Source organism: Photobacterium sp. DA100, assembly GCF_029223585.1.
Taxonomy (GTDB): Bacteria; Pseudomonadota; Gammaproteobacteria; order Enterobacterales; family Vibrionaceae; genus Photobacterium.
The window spans coordinates 2,300,770-2,315,550 of record NZ_CP119423.1; the positions used below are offsets into that span (position 1 = coordinate 2,300,770).

Sequence of the window (14,781 nt, forward strand, 5' to 3'; positions counted from 1 at the left end):
GCGATGTGTCTAAGCCTAAGTCTAGTCATTTAGTATGTCGTGGAAGCCTTGTTGTCGGCGACTTCTTTCTTCATTTCGTTACACTCTGTTATTAGGACATGCTTGTGAATAAGCTTGCCATCAATCACGCACGGAGGGCTGGGAATACCGCCTGTGCCAGAAGCCCCGCCAGCTTGTACAGAAACGCTGAACAACACGATACCTAGCAAACCGATTAGCTTTTTCATGATCAAATCCTACAGATGTGAAAGGCATTTATAAGGATAGATGGTTTTCGCACTCTGCTATTGGAAGACCTGTATGAGTTACATAAATTACTTCGCTGAATGTGTGCGGTGTCGGACAGGCCTCAGGGCTTTAGCGACAATTATCACACCTTCGCGGTTCCAATGTGCATTAAGGTCATGACATTGATATTTTCTAACTTGCTAGCAATGAAGTAGGTTACGAAAATGATTTCTGTTACCTTGGTTGATGACCATATTGTGGTTCGCTCGGGGTTTGCTCAATTACTTTCCATTGAGCCTGATATTCAGGTGCATAGTGAATATAGCAATGCCAAGGATGCATTCCGCGGGCTTTCAGAGACTGTGGTCGATGTGGCTGTCATTGATATCTCGATGCCTGATGAAAGTGGCTTGGTACTGCTTGAGAAACTTCGCAAAAAACACCCTGATTTCAAGGCGATTATCCTAAGTATTTACGACTCTGCCTCTTTTGTTGGCAAAGCCATTGATGCTGGCGCCTACGGCTATCTGTCTAAACGCTGTGGCCCGAGTGAACTGGTCACAGCGATACGTACCGTTGCAAGCGGTGACCGTTACCTCTGCGCCGATGCACTGGTTAATTTAAGCAACGCGTCTGCTGGGCCCGATGTGCTGCATGAACTCACCAAGCGCGAGCGAGAAGTGTTCGACCATTTGATACTGGGTAAGGACGTTAAAGAAATAGGCTGTGAGCTTTTTATCAGCCATAAAACGATACACGTTCACCGGGCGAATATTCTCAGCAAGCTTGGACTATCCAATAATGTCGATTTAATTCGTTTCGCCCTACACCACAAGTTGCTCCATGATGAGCCAGTATGAGTGAAATAACGCGACGGCAACACCTGCCTAGGCTGATCCTAACCCACGCTTTTACCTACGCCTTCAGCTTGATTGTGTATACCATAAGCTGGTTCTGCTTATGGAATATCAGCCGCTACCTGGTATCAGACCTGCTTTTAGCAGGCCTGTTTCTCCCTACTGGACTGAAACTGGCGATCTATGCGCTCAGCCCCCGCCGCCTTTGGCCTTTGTTTACCATTGGAGAGATAGGGCTGATTGCCCTCATGCTGCCGGTGATCAGCGATGACAGTGCGCTTTATCTTCTCATGCTGTTTTCCATCTTTAGCCATGGCTTAGCCATTGCCTTCCAACCCTACTGGCGAAGGCTAGATGTATATTGGAAACAATTACTGGCTTTGTGCTGTTTTGCTTTTGCCTATGCCAATCTATGTGGTATTGCCCTTTTGATGGTTTCCAAACCCATGGGGATGACCATCGACTACGCGTTGGAAGGGGCGGTCTCAGCATTGACTGGCGGCATTCTCTTAATGCCATTTTTCTTTTTGCTTTATGACTACCTCCACCGCCAAATATGGCAACCTCTTAGCCCAACTCTGGTACACCAAGAAATTACGCTACGTAGCTCGGCACTGGTATGGTGCCTGGCCTTTTTCAGTATCGGCCTCGCAGCCGAACTCACCTTTCTCGAAGAAATGAAATCCCTTTCGCTGCTGCTTTTTCTCTTGCCTAATATCTTTATGGCCTACCGCTATGGCTGGCAAGGAGGAGTACTCGCCAGTGTGATGAACAGTATCTTACTCGCCACAGCTCGGCAGATTTCAGGCTCATTCGAAACGGACCTCGAACTTCAGAGCTTTATTGCGACTCAGGCGTCAATCGGATTGGGCTTAGGCATTGCCATCAGCCGCCAGTATCTACTGTCCCAGCAGCTGAAAAAAGCCAACGAAAACCTCCAGGCCGAACTGCACAATAAGAAGCAGTTGGCCAAACAGCTTGTTCACGTAGAGGAAGATATTCGTAAGTCTGTCGCCCGAGAGCTTCACGATGAGATAGGCCAAAACATTACAGCGATCCAAATTCAATCTATGTTGGCAAAAAGGCTGGCAAATAGTGAACAAGCAGAAACAATAGCCGATACCACCCATGAACTGGCGATGCGGATCCATACCTCCACCCGTCAGTTACTCAAGCAGCTACGGCCACAGGCACTGGATGAAATGGGGCTTGAGGCAGCTATACGCCAGTTAGCGACAGAAATGCGATTCAAAGAGCGACAAGTCGATTTCAAGCTTAATTTTGGCATTTTGGCTGATCGGTTAGATGAAGTCACAGCTGTAACCCTGTATCGAATCGTTCAGGAATTACTGAACAATATCTGCAAGCACGCGCAAGCGTCAGAGGTTCAACTATCCTTGATGCCCGGTAGTCAATTTAGCCTTGAGCTTCGAGATAATGGTGTTGGCCTGCCGGATGACTGGCGAAGCCGTGGGCATGGACTGCGGGGAATAGAAGAGCGTGTTCACGCCCTAAGTGGTCAAATGACGATTCGTAGCAATGAACTCGGCTGTCGTATAACTGTTAACTTACCCACAAAATCCGATACCACATGACCTTAACTAGGAAATTTTCCTAGTCATTTATGAAACTGTCTCATTCTTTTCATTCATATTATCAATAACATCAACTTCAGCACTTAAGGAGAAGTGATGACGTGCGCAGTCGCAACTAGCCCTAGCCAAGTTAACGAAAGCTACCGCTACTGGCGTCTTCATTTGATGGCCGCGATGTATATCGGTTACGGGGTATTCTATTTCACCCGTAAAAGTCTGAGCTTTGCCATGCCTGCAATGCTGTCGGATCTCGGGCTGAGCACTGCCGATTTTGGCGTTCTCGGCACCCTGTTCTACATCACTTATGGCGCATCGAAATTTCTGTCCGGCATGGTCAGTGATCAGACCAAACCGAACTATTTCATGGGGCTCGGTCTGATCGCCACTGGCGTAATAAACATACTGTTCGGGCTCAGTTCATCACTATCTGCCTTCGTGCTGCTATGGACACTCAACGCGTTGTTCCAAGGCTGGGGCTGGCCCCCCTGTGCCAAGTTGCTGACCTCCTGGTATTCACGATCGGAGCGCGGCTTTTGGTGGTCGATTTGGAACACTTGCCACAACTTAAGCGGTGCAATTATACCGGTCTCGATCGGGATAATCGCTATAAGCTGGGGATGGCGGTTTGGCTTCATCTTGCCGGGTCTACTGGCCATCGTCGTGGGCACGGTTCTGTGCTTTCGACTGAGGGATAAACCGCAAACCCTAGGTTTGCCAAGCGTTGGCGAGTGGCGTGATGACGAGTTGGAAAAACAGCACGAAGCAGAGGGTAAAGGGCTGCCATTCAAGCAGATACTGAAAACCTATGTCTTGGGCAACAAGTATATCTGGCTACTGTGCAGCTCATATTTACTGGTCTATGTGGTACGTATTGCAATCAATGACTGGGGAAATTTATACCTGACCGAACGCCACGGGTACCCATTAATCACGGCCAACACCACTGTATCCATGTTTGAAATAGGCGGCTTTCTCGGATCACTCTTTGGCGGATGGGGATCAGACAAATTTTTCCGTGGCAACCGAGCGCCCATGAACCTGATTTTTGCTTTGGGCATTTTCATCTCCGTCGCGGCGTTATGGCTTACACCGCTCGATAACGTGTTGGTGCTATCAGGTTGCTTTTTCTCCATTGGCTTTTTCGTCTTCGGGCCGCAAATGATGATAGGCATGGCCGCGGCAGAGTGTTCACACAAAGACGCAGCCGGAACCGCGACAGGATTTGTCGGACTGTTCGCCTACTTGGGGGCCGCGCTGGCCGGATATCCGCTAGCGGTGCTCATAGAGAATTTTAGCTGGGAAGGTTTCTTCGGAGTCATCACGCTGTGTGCAGCGTCGATTGGACTGCTGATTTTACCTTTCGTCAAAGCACAGCAACGGGCAGGGATCGCCGTTAACTAAAATTATGATTCCTCTCGTTGTCACTTATCCAACCCTACACGTTGGAAACAACAAGAGGAAATAATAATGAAAGTTAGAACAAAACGCTCCCTGCTCGCCGCCTGCATTCTGGGTTCAACTTTTGCAGCTCCACAAGTTTTGGCTGACGGTCGATTAGTTGTATATTGCAGTGCAACCAACGCGATGTGTGAAGCGGAAACCAAAGCTTTCTCTGAAAAATACAATGTGAAAACGTCTTTTGTACGTAACGGTTCTGGCAGCACACTGGCCAAAATCGAAGCCGAAAAGAAAAACCCTCGAGCTGACGTTTGGTACGGCGGTACTCTTGACCCGCAATCTCAAGCTGGCGAAATGAACCTACTGCAAGCCTACCCTTCCCCACAGCTTGAAAACATCATGCCGGACTTCCGAGATCCCGCCAAACGCAAAGGTAACTACTCATCTGCCGTGTATATGGGCATTCTTGGCTTTGGTGTAAACACAGAACGCCTTGCAGAGAAAGGCCTGCCAATCCCACGTTGCTGGAATGACTTAACCAAGCCGGAATACACCGGTGAGATCCAGATCGCTGACCCTCAAAGTTCAGGCACCGCCTACACCGCACTGGCAACCTTCATCCAACTGTGGGACGAAGACAAAGCCTTTAACTACTTCAAAGCGCTGGACAAGAACGTTTCCCAATACACCAAGTCTGGTGTGACCCCCTCTCGAAATGCAGCCCGAGGCGAGATTGCTATCGGCATCGGCTTCCTGCACGACTACTCACTGGAGCAATCGAAAGGTGCACCACTCGAGTTGATCTCACCCTGTGAGGGAACCGGGTATGAAATTGGCGGTGTCAGTGTGATCAAAGGTGCCCGTAACCTAGATAACGCGAAGAAGTTCGTTGATTTTGTGCTATCAAAAGAAGGCCAGGAAACAGCCTGGAAGAAAGGCCAATCATTCCAGATCCTAACCAACATCAAGGCCGAGCAATCACCAAACGCGTTAAACCCTGAAGATCTAACCCTGATCAGCTATGACATGGACAAATACGGTTCGTCTGACGAACGCAAACGTCTGATCAATAAGTGGGTCAATGTCGTCAAGATGGGACAGTAATCCCTGCGGGGCTGCTTGGCAGCCCCTGTCCCGCATCATCTGACAACACCAACACCGTTCTATATTTCAGGTACAGACAATGAACGAACTTGCCGCACCAATCACGCAAAGTACCATAAAGCGCGACCCTGTCTTCTATTGGGTTTTAAGCCTGCTGGCAGCTTTTATTTTGCTGCCTGTCTTTGCTCTCGACTGGGGCCTTTTTGAATCCACCCCGGAAGAATTCAGAGCAGCGATGGGCTGGAGTAGCATGAATATCTCATGGCTATGGTTCGCCCTCCCAGCTGTTTTATTGATCCGCCCTGCCCAAGTGCAGGATAAATACGCCAAAAACCGACACTACTTCGACATCGGCTATTCCGCTTTCTGTATGTTGTTTGTGGTGATCTCATCTTGGTATACCGCGCAAGGAATGGGTTACGCAACCATCGCCCTATTTGTTGTCCTTGGCGCAGTAATGACCTTGGCTTTCTCACGGCTTGAATACCTTGGCGGCGATACCTTTGTTATTGGCTCGCTCATCGCTATCGTGCTGCTGATCTCCACCTTCATTATCTTCCCGAGCATCGCTATCTTTGTCCCCATGTTCAAAGATGACATGGGCAATTTTGTCGCCTGGCAATTCCTCGAGATCCTTGGCCGCGCCCAAATCATCCAGATCATCATGAACTCATTCATGCTGGGCACATCTGTGGGGATCGGGGCAACCTTCTTCGGTTTGGTCTTTGCCATCTACACAACTCGCATCGCCAAGCGCAGCGCCTTCATTGCCCGTATTTTCTCCATTTTACCAATCGTCACCCCACCGTTTGTCGTTGGCTTGGGTGTTACCCTGATGCTGGGGCGCTCTGGGTATATCACCGAATTGATGGTGGATTGGTTCGGCCTTACCCAAACCAACTGGCTGTATGGCTTTACCGGTATATGGATGGCACAGGTACTGGCGTTCGCGCCGATGTCGTTTATGATCCTTGACGGTGCGATGAAATCGCTGCATCCCTCACTGGAAGAAGCGTCGTATACCCTGCGGGCCAATCGCTACCAGACTTTCTTTAAAATCGTCATGCCGCTGCTCAAACCGGCCTTGGCAAACAGTTTCTTGATCATCTTCGTCCAGTCACTGGCAGACTTCAGTAACCCGCTGGTACTCGGCGGCAGCTTCGACGTACTGGCCACCCAGATCTACTTCTACATTGCTGGCGCCCAGTTGGATTACGCCTCGGCCAGTACCCTTGGCGCAGTATTGCTTCTGTTCTCCCTGGCGATTTTTGTAGTGCAGTATATTTGGATAGGCAAACGCTCTTACGTCACCATCTCAGGGAAGTCATACCGGGGCGATGTCCAGCCACTGCCTGCAACATTGAAACACAGTGTTTCTGGCTTGCTGTATTTCTGGATGGCATTCAACATCCTGCTTTACGGCAGCATTATCTACGGCAGCTTTACCGTCAACTGGGGGGTTGATTACAGCCTGACCCTCGCCAACTACATCAACCTGTTCGGTATGGGTATGAGCGAAGGGGCTTGGCCATCACTGATCACCACCATGACTTATGCCGGTATTGCCGCGCCGCTAACCGCGCTATTCGGACTATTGATTGCTTACATCGTCGTCCGTCAGCAGTTCCACGGCAAAAAAGTGATCGAATTCGCCACTATGCTCTGTTTTGCCGTACCGGGAACCGTTGCCGGTGTGTCCTATATCCTAGCGTTTAACGATGCCCCCGTGTACCTAACCGGTACCGCCGCTATCGTTGTTATCTCCATGGTGATGCGAAACGTTCCGGTGGGGATCCGCTCTGGCGTTGCCGGGCTGGGTCAGTTGGACAAATCATTGGATGAAGCCTCACTGAGCCTGCGTGCCAACTCGCTGAAAACCATCACCCATATTTTGTTGCCACTGCTGCGTCCAGCCATTCTATCCACATTGGTATACAGCTTTGTACGGGCAATGACCACAGTAAGCGCCATTATCTTCCTGGTAACACCGGAAACCCGAGTGGCGACCTCTTACATCCTAAACCGGGTAGAAGACGGTGAATACGGTATCGCCATTGCCTACGGCTCCATCCTGATCGTTGTGATGCTAAGCATCATCCTTATTTTTGATTTCCTTGTCGGTGAAGCGCGTATTTCGCGTTCCAAAGCCAAAAACGACGCGTCCTAACTGGAGAATATATTCATGGCAACTGAAAACTTTGTGGTGCTCAAAAACGTCTGTAAGCGCTTTGGCGACAAACCCGTTATCGGCAACCTCGATTTAGAAATTAAGAAAGGCAGCCTGGTGACCTTGCTGGGCCCATCAGGCTGCGGCAAGACCACGGTGCTCCGCCTTGTCGCTGGCCTGGAAAAACCCACCAGCGGCCAGATTTTCATTGATGGCGAGGATGTCACCAACACTTCTATCCAGCATCGCGATATCTGTATGGTGTTCCAGTCTTATGCCCTGTTTCCCCATATGTCGCTACACGAAAACGTCGGTTATGGGTTGAAGATGCTTGGCCTTGATAAAGCCGAGATCAAAAAGCGGGTCGATGATGCCCTCAAACTGGTCGATCTGGAAGGTTTTGGTGAGCGCTTCGTCGACCAGATCTCCGGCGGGCAGCAACAGCGGGTTGCCCTGGCGCGGGCGCTCGTGCTCAAGCCCAAGGTACTGCTGTTTGATGAGCCGTTGAGTAACCTTGATGCCAATTTACGCAGGAATATGCGTGAGACCATCCGTGATTTGCAGCAGCGCTTCAATATCACGTCACTTTACGTTACCCACGACCAGTCCGAAGCCTTTGCAGTTTCTGACACCGTCATCGTCATGAAAGAGGGTGACATCATGCAACAGGGCAGCCCGACAGATTTGTACAAGCACCCTGCTTCAATGTTTATGGCCAACTTCATGGGTGAGGCTAACATGTTTGAAGGCCACTTCGACGGAGAAACCATAGACATCCATGGCTACAGCCTCTCGGCAGCCCAAGACAATGTTTCAGGTATCAGCCCTGGCGACTATCAGATTGGCGTGCGCCCTGAAGCCATTTTACTGGCCGAACATGGTGAGCCTTGCCAGCAATGCCGGGTAACCAGTGCTGCTTATATGGGTTCTATGTATGAAGTCGTGGTGGAGTGGCAAGGCCATGAGCTACTGCTGCAGCTCAACTCTACGCAATTTGATACCAGCTTCACCGACCATGCGTACCTAACGATTAACCCTAACGGTGTGTTCCTCTTACCCCCAGAAACAAACTAAGGTTTTTCGTCTAGTGCAAGCCGCTCATTTGAGCGGCTTTTTTATTATGCGGGCACTTTAATAACAAGATGATGACTTAGAAAAGTGGCGAACGCAATGCTCATCATCTAGACCAAATCCTGGCGTGTCTGGAGCAGCCAAGTGCTCGCACCTTCGACAAGTAACTGATACTAGTGAAATCGATACCACACCAGTAAAAATGCGGTGTTTTGAGTTGTCATTCCATTCAAGGAGTTTCACATATTACTTGAATTCACACTAATAGCTGACGTATTCTGTGACTATTGTGATTCAGAGTGAAACGTTATCCTTGGGTTCCTAACTCAAAACACTCATAGATAGCTTCTTTACTTAGCTTACCGAGCAATCTGTACGGCTTGGAAAAGAAGTTTGTTTCCATTGATCAAAAAAGCCCAACCCATTGTTTTGTTGGGCTTTTTATTTCCTTCCTATTGCCCTCACCCTAATTATGTGTAATCGTTTCCGGACAAATAAATTCATTTACTGTTCAATTTCCCATCAAAATAAGCCAAAACACGCCGTTAATGTGAGCTAAATTACAGTTTTATTAATTGATTTACCTTTCTTAGGTAAAATACGTCACGCCTCACTGTAAACGTTTCCAGAGCAATGCTAGGATCGCTCTTGAGTTAGGACCCATACATAAAAAAACAAAATGATGGAGACGTTTCATGAAACAGAAGATGCTAGCAAAAGCAGTAGGCATAGCACTGATAATGGCCCCACTAGCCAGCCAAGCTGCTGTAGAAAATATTCAATATTTTGGCTATGCCAAATGGGGAAATATCTACACAGACAATGATGACCATAATAATGGCAAAGGTGAGCGTAACGACGTGATCCGCGCCAGCGAGGGTTATGGTAACTACCGCTTGGGTAACGAGCTTAACTGGTGGGAAGCGGGCCTGAAGGCCGATGTGTGGCAAGACGGTGATGCTTACTTCGATACTACCCTTTACCTGGGGAGTGGAGAAAGCTGGGGTGATGTCAGCATCATCCAGATGTGGTCAGCCGGTCACGGCCTATTCGCATCACAGCCAAATGCCAAAGTGTGGGCCGGTGAGCGCTTTTACCGCCGTCACGAAGTGCACATGATTGATATCAAGTACTGGGATACATCAAGCACCGGTATTGGTATCGAGGATTGGGATCTTGGCTTCGGTAGCGGCCACATTGCCTGGATGGCACCGAACTCCAGTGCTGATGGCCGCAGTTTGCATAACATCGATGCCCGTATCAGTGACATTACTATCAGCGACACGGCAGATCTGACCTTCGGCTTGAACTACATTTTCACCCAAAACTCTAGCTATGAAGAATCAGATATCACCACCTCTGGTGCCATGCTATCAGCTCTTTACCGCCAAGCTTGGGATTACGGCTCGAATACCTTTGCCTTCCAGTATGGTACCGATGCCCTTGCCGGTGGCCTGATGAGCGCCGAGGGTGGCTCCAACCGCAAATACAGCACAGGTGTTGAGCATGATGGTTATAGCTGGCGAGTCTTCAACTCTGGCGATCTGAACGTCAACGAAGATTTCCAAGTAATGTACTCCATCGCCTATCAGGACAAGAACCTAGATAACAACGATGGTGAGAAGTGGTTCAGTGTCGGTGCCCGTCCGCAGTACAGCTGGACAGATTACATGGCAACGGCTTTGGAAGTCGGTTACGAAACCGTCGAAGCACAAAACGGCGCAGGCACCAATGACATGTACAAAGTCACTGTTGCCCAGATGTTCCAGGCCGGTAAAGGCGTATGGGCTCGCCCTTCACTGCGTATTTTCGCCACCTACTCCGAGAAGAACGACGAGTGGAACCGTGGTGGCGATACCTACGGCACAGCTATGCGTAACGCCAGCGGCAAGGACAGCGTTGACGAAGTGACCTTCGGCTTCAACGTCGAGACTTGGTGGTAATAGCCCACTCTTGGGATTCTGACTAGAAACGGTACAGGCCTGTTTGGGCCTGTACCCTAAGGAAAAAGCATGAAGAAGAATCAGTTGGCGACCATTCTGCTAGGCCTGAGCCTAACCGCTTGCAGCAGTATTCCAGACACGGCACTCAATACCGATCTTAACCAATCGGCTTGCTGTGAATCTATTGCTGCGCTTTCAATCCAACCGTTGGCATTAGATAGCCAACAGTATGTGATTCTCGATGGCAATGGCCAGACCCTCCCTCTTGCCCAAAATAGCAATGAGGAATCAGACCGCTCGCCAGCCAAAGCTTATGGCTTGCCGCAAACGGCTGCTCCTTTCATGCTGACAGTCAGTGCTCCGATTAACAACAACCAAGTCATCGCCCCGGCAATAGCCATCTATGACGATCATTGGCAGCTGGTCGAGCAGTACACCACTGAAGATTTTCATTACTTCACCAGTAGCCTAAGTGGTATCGAGCGCATTGAAGGTAAATTTATCCTCAGCACGCAACTCAACAACATGGCTTACATGGTGATCCAGCACGATCCTCAGCAAATTGGTAATCAGCTAGAACGGATCCACCCAGAACAGGAATTTGCCGAGTCACAGAACATTATCGGCAACAAGCGTCTTCCGCTCTATGCGTCATTGTCGCCTGTCGGCGTGGTTGAAATCAGCACACAGCAACACTACGGCAACCCTGTAGTAGAACTGCTTTCGAGCTTGACCACGAAAGATGCCTCGGCTGCTGCCGTATCAAAAACAGCACCCGCTACTGCATCAGAGCCTATTTCAGCAGCACACAAACAGGCTGCATCCGTTGACACACAGAGCTGGCACTATTTCAAACAGCAAATTGATGAAGCCATGAGCAGCGGAAAACTTAAACAAGCGGTTGATTGGGCGAACAAAGCCGAATCAGCCGGCCATCAACAGGCCAAAGATTACCTGTTGGACACCTTGGCGCGGTAACCGCCAAGGGTTAATTAACCAGAAAGACCCAATGAATAACTTGCCGCAGGGCAACAAGCTATCGCCGTGCGGCGCAGTAACTAAAATTTTCAAGATTACATAAGATCAATATAAGTAGGATAACGATGACGGCATTTTCTAACATTATTCAGCGCCGAGACTGGGAGAACCCTCAGTCAGTGAACATCCATTGTTTGTCTGCGCACAGCCCACTGGCCAGCTTCCGTGACCCCGACAGTGCACGAGACGCAAAAAATGCCCAGCGCCAGTCATTGAACGGCGAATGGAAATTCAAGCTTTTCGGTGCACCGGAGCACGTTGACGGCGAGTTCGTAACTCCTAGCTTCAATGATCAGGCTTGGGACAATATTCCGGTGCCTTCCAACTGGCAGCTCCAAGGCTATGACAAACCGATTTATGCCAACGTCAAATACCCGTTTGAAGTCAATCCGCCTTTCGTCCCGAAAGACAACCCAACAGGTTGCTACCGTACAAGCTTCACGGTTGAAGCAAGCCTGCTGGCAGAAACTCACCGTATTATCTTCGATGGCGTGAACTCCGCTTTTCATTTGTGGTGTAACGGCCATTGGGTTGGTTACAGCCAGGATAGCCGCCTGCCTGCAGAATTCGATCTTACTCCGTACCTTGTTGCTGGTGACAACACACTAGCGGTCATGGTGATCCGCTGGAGTGACGGTAGCTACCTAGAAGATCAAGACATGTGGTGGCTAAGCGGCATCTTCCGTGATGTCACTCTGCTGACCAAGCCTTCACAATGCATTGAAGATGTCTTTATCACACCGGATCTGGATGCTTGCTATCGTGACGGCAGCTTGTCTGTTGTTACCCATATCAATGCCACTGCTGAGCATCAGGTACAGATCCAGCTGTTTGATGGCGAGCAGGCAATCACAGAGCCCGTGATTAACCGTCCGAACAACCGCCGTATTGACGAGCGCGGTAGCTACAACGACGTGGTATTCCAAACGGTGTCGGTACGTGAGCCGAAACAGTGGAGTGCCGAGACTCCGAACCTATACCGCTGTGTGGTCTCTTTGCTTGATGCCGATGGCAACCATATTGAAAGCGAAGCCTATCAGGTTGGCTTCCGTAAGGTCGAAACCATCGGCGGCCAGCTTTGTCTCAATGGCAAGCCTCTGCTGATCCGCGGTGTCAACCGCCACGAGCACCACCCAGAGCTTGGCCATGTCATGACAGAAGCAGATATGATCAAAGATATCTGCCTGATGAAGCAGTATAACTTCAATGCGGTGCGTACCGCCCACTACCCTAACCACCCTCGTTGGTACGAGCTGTGTGACGAGTACGGTTTGTATGTGTGTGACGAAGCCAACATCGAAACCCACGGCATGGAGCCGATGAACCGCCTGTCTGCTGACCCGATGTGGGCGCACGCTTACATGAGCCGCTACACCCAAATGGTACAGCGCGACAAGAACCACCCTTCTATTATCATTTGGTCATTGGGCAATGAATCCGGTCATGGCAGCAACCACAATGCCATGTATGCCTGGTCGAAGAACTTTGACCCATCTCGCCCGGTACAGTATGAAGGCGGCGGCTCCGATACAACCGCGACCGATATCATTGCTCCTATGTATGCCCGTGTTAACACCACGATTGCCGATGAAGCCGTACCAAAGTGGTCAATCAAGAAGTGGGTATCTTTGCCTAATGAGAACCGTCCATTGATCCTGTGTGAATATGCCCATGCCATGGGTAACAGCCTAGGCAGCTTCAACGAGTACTGGGACGCTTTCCGCGACTATCCTCGCCTGCAAGGCGGCTTTATCTGGGATTGGGTTGACCAAGGGATTAGCAAGTTCGATGACAAAGGCGATCATTTCTGGGCCTACGGCGGCGACTTTGGCGATACCATCAACGACCGCCAGTTCTGCATCAACGGGTTGGTTTTCCCGGACAGGACCCCGCACCCAACGCTGGAAGAAGCCAAACACTGCCAGCGCATGATCACCGTCCAGCTAGAGAGCGAAGAGCAACTGGCCAACTGTGTGGCTTATAACCTGACAGTGACCAACGAGAACTTATTCCGTGGTACCGACAACGAGCAATTGAAATGGTCTTTGCTTGAAGATGGCCGTGTCATTGCGACTGGCGAGCAGCCACTGGATATTCCGGCAGATAGCCAGAAGACCCTCTGCATCGATATTGACTTCAAGCCTCTTGCCGGTGCGGTATACCACCTCAATACCGATATTGCACTGCGTGAGGCAACACCATGGGCTGAAGCCGGACACACTGTCGCCAGCGAACAATTTGCAGTCATTAACCGCACCTCTCTGGCTTACCCGACATTCAATCGAGGCAAGGCCCCTGCTGTGACTGAAAGCGATCAAAGCATTTTGGTCAGCAGTGACGATGGCATGCACCACTGGTGCTGGAACAAAACTAACGGCCTGCTGGAGCAATGGACTGTCGAAGGTAAACCGCAACTTGTGGCTTCGCCAACCGATAACTTCTTCCGTGCCCCGCTCGATAACGACATTGGCGTTAGTGAGGTTGATTTCGTTGACCCGAATGCCTGGGTATGCCGTTGGGATGCTGCCGGGATCGGCAAATGGAACCGCGAATGCACTGATTGCCAGGTTAATACCCTGAGCCACCACGTCGCCGTTACTTCAACATTCGTGTATACCTTCAATGGCAATGTACAGGCGATCACCGTCTGGACTTACACCCTAGACAGCCAAGGCCAAACCAAGCTAGATGTCTCGGTTAAACTCGCTGATGGGCTACCACCTATGCCACGCATTGGCCTAGAGTTAGCATTGCCGCTACAGCAAGAGCAGCAGAAAATTGAATGGCGCGGGCTTGGTCCATTTGAAAACTACCCTGACAGGCTATCGGGTGCACGCTTTGGTCAATACACCGAAACACTGAGCGGCATGTACACCCCGTACATCTTCCCGACAGATAATGGGCTGCGCTGTGGCTGTAACTCGCTGTCTATCGGTAGTTTGAATATCACTGGTGAGTTCCAGTTCAGCGTCGGCCGTTACAGCCAGCAGCAACTGGCTGAAGCGAAACACACCAACGAGCTCGAGGCCGAGCAGCAAATCTACCTTCGCGTAGACCACCAGCATATGGGCGTCGGCGGTGACGATTCCTGGAGCCCGAGTGTTCATGAGGAATTCAAGTTGACCGGCAAGCAATATGCCTACAGCCTGGCTCTTGTGATTGCTGATTAAGCGATTCTTATATTCTCGCGATTAACTAACCCGTGCCGCCTTGGCTCCCCCTCAAGGCGGCATTTTCCACCTACATTAGCCAATAAATCGTTATTCTTCATGGCACGCCTGCCTCATCCTGACTGACTTGCCTATAAATTAGTCGCCAGGGTTTTCGTTAAGTGACTCACCTTACAATAATTAATTCAGCTCATGAAAAAACATTGGCGG

Annotated in this window: 10 protein-coding genes; 9 read left to right on the top strand and 1 reads right to left on the bottom strand. The window is 50.0% G+C overall.

The features are described from left to right. Positions 1-29: 29 nt before the first annotated feature. Complete coding sequence (locus tag PTW35_RS10665; protein WP_281024968.1) at positions 30-227, bottom strand: hypothetical protein; 198 nt, start codon at positions 225-227, stop codon at positions 30-32. Between the two features lie 225 nt (positions 228-452). On the opposite strand from PTW35_RS10665, the gene PTW35_RS10670 reads away from it, so the two are divergent. The 9 genes from PTW35_RS10670 to PTW35_RS10710 all read left to right on the top strand — a co-directional run bounded on the left by PTW35_RS10670 (position 453) and on the right by PTW35_RS10710 (position 14,571). Further along, complete coding sequence (locus tag PTW35_RS10670; RefSeq protein WP_281024969.1) at positions 453-1,088, top strand: response regulator; 636 nt, start codon at positions 453-455, stop codon at positions 1,086-1,088. Continuing rightward, entirely contained in the window at positions 1,085-2,680 is a 1,596-nt protein-coding gene (uhpB, locus tag PTW35_RS10675; protein WP_281024970.1) for a signal transduction histidine-protein kinase/phosphatase UhpB, read from the top strand. Before PTW35_RS10670 ends, uhpB begins: the two co-directional genes overlap by 4 nt. A 96-nt stretch (positions 2,681-2,776) precedes the next feature. Continuing rightward, positions 2,777-4,081, top strand: coding sequence for an MFS transporter family glucose-6-phosphate receptor UhpC (gene uhpC, locus PTW35_RS10680; protein WP_281024971.1), 1,305 nt, complete (start codon positions 2,777-2,779; stop codon positions 4,079-4,081). A gap of 66 nt (positions 4,082-4,147) precedes the next feature. Beyond that, entirely contained in the window at positions 4,148-5,182 is a 1,035-nt protein-coding gene (locus PTW35_RS10685; protein ID WP_281024972.1) for an ABC transporter substrate-binding protein, read from the top strand. A gap of 79 nt (positions 5,183-5,261) precedes the next feature. Then, complete coding sequence (locus tag PTW35_RS10690; RefSeq protein WP_281024973.1) at positions 5,262-7,349, top strand: iron ABC transporter permease; 2,088 nt, start codon at positions 5,262-5,264, stop codon at positions 7,347-7,349. 15 nt (positions 7,350-7,364) lie between these two features. Beyond that, a complete protein-coding gene (fbpC, locus tag PTW35_RS10695) occupies positions 7,365-8,423 on the top strand; it encodes a ferric ABC transporter ATP-binding protein (RefSeq protein ID WP_281024974.1) in 1,059 nt (352 codons plus the stop codon). 692 nt (positions 8,424-9,115) lie between these two features. Then, the gene (locus tag PTW35_RS10700; protein ID WP_281024975.1) at positions 9,116-10,363 is read left to right on the top strand and encodes a carbohydrate porin; all 1,248 of its coding nucleotides are present in this window, start codon (positions 9,116-9,118) and stop codon (positions 10,361-10,363) included. 69 nt (positions 10,364-10,432) lie between these two features. Further along, positions 10,433-11,341 (top strand): MalM family protein, encoded by a 909-nt coding sequence (locus tag PTW35_RS10705; protein ID WP_281024976.1) that lies wholly within the window; start codon positions 10,433-10,435, stop codon positions 11,339-11,341. A 125-nt stretch (positions 11,342-11,466) separates the two neighbouring features. After that, positions 11,467-14,571, top strand: coding sequence for a beta-galactosidase (locus tag PTW35_RS10710; RefSeq protein ID WP_281024977.1), 3,105 nt, complete (start codon positions 11,467-11,469; stop codon positions 14,569-14,571). Positions 14,572-14,781: the final 210 nt, after the last annotated feature.

What these genes read in the sequence shown, in the direction of transcription:
- PTW35_RS10665 (WP_281024968.1), bottom strand. Translation starts at nt 227, where the DNA reads ATGAAAAAGCTAATCGGTTTGCTAGGTATCGTGTTGTTCAGCGTTTCT.
- PTW35_RS10710 (WP_281024977.1), top strand. Translation starts at nt 11,467, where the DNA reads ATGACGGCATTTTCTAACATTATTCAGCGCCGAGACTGGGAGAACCCT.
- PTW35_RS10700 (WP_281024975.1), top strand. Translation starts at nt 9,116, where the DNA reads ATGAAACAGAAGATGCTAGCAAAAGCAGTAGGCATAGCACTGATAATG.
- PTW35_RS10685 (WP_281024972.1), top strand. Translation starts at nt 4,148, where the DNA reads ATGAAAGTTAGAACAAAACGCTCCCTGCTCGCCGCCTGCATTCTGGGT.
- uhpC (WP_281024971.1), top strand. Translation starts at nt 2,777, where the DNA reads ATGACGTGCGCAGTCGCAACTAGCCCTAGCCAAGTTAACGAAAGCTAC.
- uhpB (WP_281024970.1), top strand. Translation starts at nt 1,085, where the DNA reads ATGAGTGAAATAACGCGACGGCAACACCTGCCTAGGCTGATCCTAACC.
- fbpC (WP_281024974.1), top strand. Translation starts at nt 7,365, where the DNA reads ATGGCAACTGAAAACTTTGTGGTGCTCAAAAACGTCTGTAAGCGCTTT.
- PTW35_RS10705 (WP_281024976.1), top strand. Translation starts at nt 10,433, where the DNA reads ATGAAGAAGAATCAGTTGGCGACCATTCTGCTAGGCCTGAGCCTAACC.
- PTW35_RS10690 (WP_281024973.1), top strand. Translation starts at nt 5,262, where the DNA reads ATGAACGAACTTGCCGCACCAATCACGCAAAGTACCATAAAGCGCGAC.
- PTW35_RS10670 (WP_281024969.1), top strand. Translation starts at nt 453, where the DNA reads ATGATTTCTGTTACCTTGGTTGATGACCATATTGTGGTTCGCTCGGGG.